The following is a 7,041-nucleotide window of genomic DNA, read 5'->3' as shown; positions in this document are numbered from 1 at the left end:
GAGGCGGGGATTCTAGCAAGCCGGCCACGAGCGCCCAATGACCCGGGAGGCCGCGAACCGCGGCCCACCTTCGTGGGCTGGGCGTTTGCCGGGATGCGTCCAACGCCCGTAGCCTGGGGATTTCCGGCGTTCCAGACTCACCGTGTTTCCAGGAGAAGCCATGCCCAGGCGAGTCACCGTCCAGCTCATCGACTCCCAGTACGACCCGGTGCCCGGTCTGCGGGTCGTCCTCGTGCAGACGGCTGAGCGCCTCCAGACGAACGCGGAGGGCGAGGTCACCTTCACGCACGTCCCCGACGTGGCGACGTTCGAGGTCTTCCGGGGCGAGACGCGCGTCGCGGGGCACGTGGCGGCGCAGCCCCTCGCTGACGGGACCACGCTCGTCCTGCGCGTGGGGCCGCAGGCGGTCGCGCGACTGTTCCTGGATGCGGACCGCGATGGCACCCTGACGTCGGAGGGGCTCGACCGGTGGGATTGGGGCGTGGGGCCGGGCAAGAAGGGCGCCATCATCCTCTGCAACCTGGATGCGGATGGGGCCATCCCCCAGCGCGCGGACAACAGCGACGAGGTGATCAACGGAGGGGACGACGCGCTGGACATCGCGCCGCTGGAGGTCCGGCGCGACGGTGCGCACCGCCCTGATGCGACGTGCACCCTGTCGCTGGAGAACCCGAGGGACATCCAGCGGATCCGCATCTTCGACGGAATCTCGGCGGGGGCCCGGGCCCTCATCGGGCCGCGCAATGGGCACACGTGCCGGTTGGACCTCTCCCGGCCCGTCCTGCGCCTGGGCATGGAGGCCCTCCGGTTCGACCTCACGCCGGACGAGCACGACATCGTCCTCGTGCTGACCACGAGTGCGCCCGAGGGAACCGTGGTGCAGCGGGCCCGGGTGCGCGTCGCGCCCTGGATGATGCAGCACCACCTGGAGCCGCCCCAGACGGTCTACGTGGTCGCGGGCACGACGCCCCGGTTCGACAACACCGCGTTCCGGAGCACGCTGAAGGCCATCGTCGAGACCCGGCTGGGGCTGTCCCTGGTGGAGCTGCCCTGCATCGACGGAGACCGCTGGGGGCAGGACAGCCTGGAGTTTGGAAGCTCCAACCTTCCCACGCACGGCCTCCACGCCATCCTCGGTGCCTCGCGGAGGGTCGGGTTGATCAACCACTTCGCTCAGCGGGGACGGGGCCCCGGCGTCGGCTTCTTCGGCTTCGCCGCCGAGGCCGAGAGCGACATGAACAAGCTTGGCAACCTGGAGGTCACGCCGCCGGTGATGGACCACAAGGGGCGCAACTTCCCGTTCGGCCGCATCTACTACGGCGACGGCGCCGGGGCGCGGCGCCGGTTGGATCCGAACGTCCAGGCCTTCCTGAAGGCGCAGCGGGTCCAGGCCCCCATCGTCATCGACACCGGCTGGCTGGATGTCGGCCATGTCGATGAAATCCTCTCGTTCGTTCCCGCGGAGGACGGAGGCTGGAAGCTCTGCCTGCCCAGCCCCCTGCTGGCCCTGACGCTGTTGGAGGGCGTGCTGAAGGCCGAACCGAACGCGGTGCTGCTCGAGGGAAGGTCGGTTCAGGGCGTCGAAGGCGAGGGCTTCGAGGAGCCCATCCAGACCACGGTCGCCGCGTTCTTCAAGGACGGCATGGGAGGAGGGGGCGCCCGCCGCCCCACCGGGATGCCGAACATGATGATGCCTCCGCGCAGGGAACCGATGCCGGTGCAGCGCAGGCCTCACCCCGGTCTGGGGTCACTGTCGTCGGTCCGTCGCCCGGGCGCGATGCCCTCCTCGGTCTCGTTCGAGGGCATGGGGGGAGGATTCCCCCGGGGAATTTCAGAGGTGCCCACGCTCGCGAGCGTCATCGCCTTCAACAAGCGCGCGGATGAGCAGCTCCAGAAGTTGGTTGATCAGTTGAAGAGGGACATCGGCCTGCGAGACGAGCAGATCCTCCGCATCCCCGTGCTCTACCGGCAGGGCAAGATGAAGGGGCTGGCGACCCTGACCGCGAACATGGTGAACATGCTCGTGCTGGAGCGGCACTGCATCATGGCGAAGCCCTTCGGCCCCATGCTCCATGCGAACAAGGTCCAGAGCGGTCCGTACGGCCAGCTGCTGGTGCCCCACGGAATCGACCGGGTCCTGGACGTGCCCGCGCATGGCACGTTCGACCTGTTCGAGGTCTACGTGAAGAGCCTGTTCCGCAAGCACGGCCTCACGGCCCACACCCTCGACAACTGGCGCGCGTACCACGACAAGGGCGGCGAGGTGCATTGCGCCACCAACACCCGGCGGGGGCTGACCCTCAAGCGCTGGTGGGAGTTCGCGCCCGAGGACGCCCTGGGCCTGCTGCCGCCGCTGCATACGCTCCGGCCCAGCTCGCTCCCGCTGGTGCGCCAGCTGCTCTGATGCACACGGGCCGGCTGAAGGTCCGCGGGCCCCGCGGTATGGAAGGGAAGGTCCGCGCGAGCCTCTTGTTCGCGCGAACAGGCCAGGGCCGGGAGGGCGCACGGCCCTACACCTGTCCGCTGTTGGACCGCGAACCAGGCGCGTGTCGCGTCTACGCGCACCGGCCGCTGGCCCTGCACGGGGACGCGGACGTCCTCTGGGCCAACCAGGACGCGCTGGAGGACGCGGTGGCGCGACTGGGCGGCGCCACGCGTCCGCTCTTCGAGGGGTTCGCGCAAGCCCCCTCCCCGGACGGAGGCTGACGCCGGGCCGCTCAGCCCAGCGCCGCGAGCACCTTGTCGAGCGCCACGTAGCTCTGGTTCATGCCCTCGGTCATGCCGGACTGGACCATGCCGTCGCGCTCTTCGGTCGTGTGGAACAGCGAGAGGGTGATGACCTTCGTACGCCCGTCGCCCAGGTCCTCCAGCATCGTCGACTCCACGATGACGTGGCCGGGCATGCCGTCCCACTCGAAGGTCCGCACCATGCGCTCCGGGGGCGTCACCTCGCGGAAGCGCCCCTCGAAGCCATGCTGCCCGTCGGGCGTGTGTTCGACGAAGCGCCAATGGCCTCCGCGCTGGACCTCCAGGCGCTCGATGACCAGCGTGTTGCCCCGGCCCCACCACTGGGCCACGAGCGCGGGGTCGGTCATGGCCTTCCACACGCGCTCACGGGTCGCGTTGAAGATGCGCTCGGTGCGGACCTCCCGGTCGGACGGTTGGGTCACCGTGGCGGGGGATGGCTTCGCGGCGGGGCTCATGGCGTTCCTTTCGTGCGCTCGAGGAAGTCCTCGAGGTGATCCAGGCGTTGCTCCAGCAGGGTCCGGTACGCGGTCATCCACTTCGCCACGTCCTCGAGCTTCCGGGGACCCAGCCGGCAGTGCCTCACGCGCCCCACCTTCTCGGTCGTGACGAGGCCCGCCTCCTCGAGGACGCGCACGTGCTTCTGCAGCCCGGTGAGCGTCATCTCGAAGTGCTCGGAGAGGCTTCCCATCGAAGACGCCTCGGACTTCCCGAGGCGCATCAGGATGGCCCGGCGCGTCGGGTCCGACAGCGCCCCGAAGGAGCGATCGAGGTGGGATGAAGACTGAACCATTTGGTTCAGTGATAATCCCTGGGATGGCCTGGGTCAAGGCCGCGTGGGGCGCTGGGGCGGGCTACGGCTTGCGCGGCGTGCCCGCGTCCCTGGACAGCGAGCGGACGAACACGGAGTCGATGCCGTGGATGCGCAGCTGCATCAGGTCCTCCGCGCTGGCGTTCGTGTAGCCCAGGCCGCGCATCTCGTTGACGAAGGCGGGGGTGACGCCGTGGATGCGCATTCCCACGAGCTCGTCGGCCTTCAGGTCCTTGAAGCCCAGGCCGCGCATCTCACGGATGAAGTCCGGCGTCACGCCGTGGATGCTCATGGACAGGAGCGTCTCCAGCTCCAGGCCCTTGAAGCCCGCGGCGGCCAGGGCCTGGATGCGTTCGGGCGTCACGCCGTGGATGCGGCTCTGGACGACTTCGTCCAGCGACAGCTTGGGGTAGCCCGCCGCGGCGAGCGCCCGCACGTACTCCGGGGTGACGTTGAAGATGCCCACCTGGAGCAGGTCGTCCACCGAGCCCACGCGGTAGCCCGCGGCGGCCAGGGCCTTGACGCGCGCGGGGCCCACGTCGACCGTGGCCAGCGTGAGCTGCTCCTGCGCGTCCGGCTTGGGGATGCCCAGCTCCGACAGCGCCTTCACGTAGGCGGCGTTGGGGGTGAAGCGCCAGGTGCCCGTGCCCTGCTGCGCTCCGAAGCGGCCCTCGAAGGCGAAGGTGCCGGCTTCGCGCACCAACTGGAAGGGGGCGCTGCTGCCTTCCTTCGTGGACAGTCCCTGGAAGGAGGCGAGCGGCGTGGAGAAGCCGTGGTTCGATCCAGGTCGGTCCTTCGGGTGCAGCGACAGGTGCAACTCCTGCTCGCGCACCGTGCCGACCCAGGCGCCGGACTCCGAGGCACCTTCGGCGAGAACGGGGAGGGCGAAGAGCACCATGAACACGGTGAGCCACGGCGACAGGCGGGACGTCATGACGGCGACTCCTTTTCGGGCAAGGCGCGGCCCGCCCACGCGCTCGAAAGGGAGCGCGCGGGTTGGGGCCGTGTGGTGAAGGGGGAAGGGGCGTTACTTCTTGGGCTGGCGCATGCGGCGGATGAAGTCCGCGTCCACGCCACCGGCGCGCAGGCGCCGCAACTCATCCACGGAGGCGGGCTTCAGGCCCGCGGCTTCCAGCTCGTGGATGTACTCGGAGGTGACGCCCAGGGCGCGCAGCTCCACGGCCGTGTCCAGGTCCAGGCCCGTGAAGCCGGCGGACTTCAGGTCGTTCAGCCAGGCCGCGTCCAGGCCCAGGGCCTTCGCCGCGAGCAGCTGCTCCGGATCCGTCTGCTGGAAGCCCAGGCTTGCCATCTGCTCCAGCCACTCCGGGGTGACGCCCAGGTGCTTCATGCCCACCAGCAGCTCGGAGGGGATGGGCTTGCCGAAGCGGGCCGCCATGGCCTTCGCGTACTCCGGCGTGATGCCCGCGTGGCCGAACTGGACCAGCGTCTCCACCGTGGGCGCGTAGCCCATGGCGGTGACCTGGGAGACGACCTCCGGGGTGACGCCCGCGACCTTCAGGGACACCAACTGATCCACCGTGAGGGGGCCTTCGCCCACGCGGGTGGTCGCGTCATCCGCCTCCGGTGCGGCGCGAACGGCTGGAGCGGCGTTGAGCTCGACGACCGGAGTGGCGTGGACGGGCGCGACCTTCACTTCCGCCACCTTCACGGGCTGCACGGCGAGCGCGGTGAGGGGCACCGCCACCGCGAGGCTGCTGGCCAGCGTGACGATGGAGACCCCCGCGGCCAGGCGAGACGAGCACCGCGACGGGGGCGCCACCACCAGCCGCCGCACGCGGTCCGTCAACGAGCCTCCCAGCGCGGACAGGGCAGGGCCCGCGGCCCCCGTCCCCTGCGACCGCAGTGCTTCCAGCGCGGTGAGCGCACGGGCATACGGAATCGCACCGGGGCCCTGCCGCACGGCGAGGTCGTCACAGCAGTTCTCCCGCTCCACGCGGATGACCTGGGACATCCACCACACGACCGGGTGGTAGAAGAGCAGCGTCTCCACCAGGGTCTGCACCACGTTCACCGCGAAGTCGTGCCGGCGGATGTGCGCCAGCTCGTGGGCCAGCACCATCTCCAGCTCCCGCACCGCGAGCCCCGTGAGCGTGGCGGTGGGGACCAGCACCACGGGCCTCAACCAGCCCAGCGTGGACGGCACCTCCAGCTTCGACGACACCAGCAGCCGCACCGGCCGCGTGAGCCCCAGCCGGCGCGCCATCGCCTCCAGCCGCTCCTGCCATTCCAACGACGCGTGCACCGCCGCGTGGACCTGCTGGCGCAGCAGGAACCAACCCTTCATCAGCCGCAGCGACGAAGCCGCCACGCCCATCCCCCACGCCAGCACCAGCCAGGGCAGGTGCTCACCCACCTGCTGGAACACCTGCTCCAGCGGAGGCCTCGCCTCCGTTCCGGCCGGAGACGGGGACCGCCACGGCGTGGACCCGGTGCTCGGGAGGGCCACCGTGTTCATGAAGGGCGCGGCGGTTCGCGCGACGAACGCCGTCGTCCGCGCGGGCCGCGCGTCCGGAGCACGGGAGGCGTGCCGCCACGCGGTGGCCACCGGCAGCGCGAGCATGATGCCCAGGGCACCACACGCCAGCGCATAGCGCAGGTTCGCCGAGCGACCGCCCACCCACCGCAGCGCCAGGGCCAGCGCCACCGCGACGAGCACGCCCTGCCACAGCAGGTGCACGAGCGCCCAGCCTACCGATTCCAGGATGAGACCGTTCATGATTCCGACTCCTTCTCCAGCGAATCCAGCAACTGGCGCAGCTCCGCCAGCTCCTCGGGGGACGTCTTCTTCGTGGACAGGGCCTGTAGGGCCAGCCGCGCCGGGGAGCCGCCGAACACGCGGTCCACCAGGTCGGTGACGAGCTGCCGCTGGGTGTTCTCACGCGGCACGCGGGCGCTGTAGACGTGCGCGCGCTGCGCCTCATCCCGCATCACCAGCCCCTTCTCCGTCATGATCTGCATCGTCTTCAGCACCGTGGTGTAGCCGCTCCCATCCTGCAGCGTCTCGTGCACCTCGCGCACCGTACTGGCGCCCCGGTCCCACAGCACCCGCAGGATGGCCAGCTCGGCATCCGTGGGGCGTGGCAGCTTTGCTCGACTCATGGCTCCCTCACTCCTTCAGCGATACGGACTGGATATACGAATGACTTCGTAGATGTCAACGAAGGTCTTCGTAGTTCGCGGCGTCCTTGCGCCGGTCGCGGTTGAAACCCGGCGCGGGGGCCGGCATCGGACGAAGTGCATGGCGCCACCTCCCCCCAAGCCCTGTGCCGTCTGCGGCCGCGCCATCACCTGGCGCAGGAAGTGGGCCCGCGACTGGGAGCAGGTGCGTTACTGCTCGGACGCGTGCCGGGGGAAGCGGACCCAGGCGCGTGATTCCCCGCTGGAAGCGCTCATCCTGGAGCTGCTGGCCCGGCGGGCGGGCGGGGCCACGGTGTGCCCTTCCGAGGTCGCTCGCGCGGTGGGCG

General features: G+C 70.2%; 8 protein-coding genes. 3 read left to right on the top strand and 5 right to left on the bottom strand.

Annotated elements, in window-relative coordinates:
- Positions 1-160 precede the first annotated feature (160 nt).
- Positions 161-2,404 (top strand): protein-arginine deiminase family protein, encoded by a 2,244-nt coding sequence (locus D7X74_RS37310; RefSeq protein WP_120537746.1) that lies wholly within the window; start codon positions 161-163, stop codon positions 2,402-2,404.
- Between the two features lie 65 nt (positions 2,405-2,469).
- A complete protein-coding gene (locus D7X74_RS37305; RefSeq protein ID WP_233602423.1) occupies positions 2,470-2,706 on the top strand; it encodes a YkgJ family cysteine cluster protein in 237 nt (78 codons plus the stop codon).
- 11 nt (positions 2,707-2,717) lie between these two features.
- Here the strand turns inward: D7X74_RS37305 and D7X74_RS37300 are convergent, their stop codons facing one another.
- The 5 genes from D7X74_RS37300 to D7X74_RS37280 form a co-directional block, all read right to left on the bottom strand.
- Positions 2,718-3,203 (bottom strand): SRPBCC family protein, encoded by a 486-nt coding sequence (locus tag D7X74_RS37300; RefSeq protein ID WP_120537745.1) that lies wholly within the window; start codon positions 3,201-3,203, stop codon positions 2,718-2,720.
- On the bottom strand, positions 3,200-3,538 hold the full coding sequence (locus D7X74_RS37295) for a helix-turn-helix transcriptional regulator (protein WP_120537744.1): 339 nt from the start codon (positions 3,536-3,538) through the stop codon (positions 3,200-3,202). The genes D7X74_RS37300 and D7X74_RS37295 overlap by 4 nt, the downstream gene beginning before the upstream one ends.
- Positions 3,539-3,599: 61 nt before the next feature.
- Positions 3,600-4,490 (bottom strand): 4-hydroxy-3-methylbut-2-enyl diphosphate reductase, encoded by an 891-nt coding sequence (locus D7X74_RS37290; RefSeq protein WP_120537743.1) that lies wholly within the window; start codon positions 4,488-4,490, stop codon positions 3,600-3,602.
- A gap of 93 nt (positions 4,491-4,583) precedes the next feature.
- Positions 4,584-6,293, bottom strand: coding sequence for a M56 family metallopeptidase (locus D7X74_RS37285; protein ID WP_120537742.1), 1,710 nt, complete (start codon positions 6,291-6,293; stop codon positions 4,584-4,586).
- Positions 6,290-6,676 carry a BlaI/MecI/CopY family transcriptional regulator gene (locus tag D7X74_RS37280; protein WP_120537741.1) on the bottom strand — a complete coding sequence of 129 codons (387 nt, stop codon included), beginning with the start codon at positions 6,674-6,676 and terminating at the stop codon, positions 6,290-6,292. Before D7X74_RS37280 ends, D7X74_RS37285 begins: the two co-directional genes overlap by 4 nt.
- A gap of 139 nt (positions 6,677-6,815) precedes the next feature.
- Between D7X74_RS37280 and D7X74_RS37275 the strand changes: the two genes are divergently transcribed.
- Positions 6,816-7,041 (top strand): DUF2256 domain-containing protein (locus tag D7X74_RS37275; RefSeq protein ID WP_147446823.1); only part of this gene is annotated, 226 nt, incomplete at its 3' end.

The organism is Corallococcus sp. CA047B (assembly GCF_003612065.1).
Lineage (GTDB): Bacteria > Myxococcota > Myxococcia > Myxococcales > Myxococcaceae > Corallococcus > Corallococcus praedator.
The sequence above is the reverse complement of the archived record's forward strand: the minus strand, read 5'-3'. Positions and strand labels throughout refer to the sequence as shown.